Annotated in this window: 1 protein-coding gene; it reads left to right on the forward strand. The window is 49.8% G+C overall.

Annotated features, from left to right (window positions below; genetic code table 11):
• Positions 1-131 precede the first annotated feature (131 nt).
• Positions 132-662 carry an IS21-like element helper ATPase IstB gene (istB, locus tag NE547_RS17950; protein WP_256176616.1) on the forward strand — a complete coding sequence of 177 codons (531 nt, stop codon included), beginning with the start codon at positions 132-134 and terminating at the stop codon, positions 660-662.
• The last annotated feature ends 206 nt before the right edge of the window (positions 663-868 follow it).

Here is an 868-nt window from a genome sequence, read left to right on the forward strand (position 1 = left end):
ACTCCCTTGTCCTAGTATGCCACAGCGGCCAGAACGGCATTCACGCCGTGCCGGCGCGCATACCGCTCTGACCACCATGGCTTTCGGTAATCAAGGGATTCAGGCCAGAATCCGCCCTGCTTTCCAGTGCCATTCTTGACTTTGTCGAAAAACGCTTACACAAAATTTTACATCCGGCCGTATTCCTCGGACCACCAGGTGTAGGCAAGACCCATCTGGCCTCCGCCCTGGGCCTTGTGGCGGCAAAGCATCGCTTCTCTACCTACTACATCAACTGCCACCAGCTCATTGAGCAGCTCAAAAAGGCTCATTTTGAGAACCGCCTGCCGGACAAGCTCAGGATCCTGGCCAAGTACAGGATGCTCATCATCGATGAAATCGGCTACCTCCCCATGGACATCCAGGGTGCAAACCTGTTCTTCCAACTCATTGCCAGACGGTATGAGAAAACGTCCACCGTTTTTACCTCCAACAAGACTTTCTCCCAGTGGAACGAGGTCTTTGCCGATGTCACCATCGCCTCCGCTATTTTAGATCGTGTCCTGCATCACTGCACTGTGATTAACATTAAGGGCGAGTCTTACCGCCTGAAGGAGCGCAAGGAATTTATGCGCCATAAACAGCAAATCGTAAACACTCTTTTTGAGCAAGGCAGCACCTAATTTTTGTTACCCCCCCCCCGCCGAAAAACTACAAAATTTCTTCGGCGTTTTCTTACAATTTCATATCGGCGTTGACACATGTCAACGCCGATTTAATATTGTAGTTTTTCGCCGGATAAAAAATGCAGGAAAACAGTGGTGAGGGAATGTAGAAAAATTAGGCTTGTCCCTGCTCAAAGAGGGTATTGACAATGTGCTGCTTCTGC

Origin of the sequence: Flavonifractor sp. DFI.6.63 (genome assembly GCF_024462255.1) — a bacterium.
Taxonomy (GTDB): Bacteria; Bacillota; Clostridia; order Oscillospirales; family Oscillospiraceae; genus Lawsonibacter_A; species Lawsonibacter_A hominis.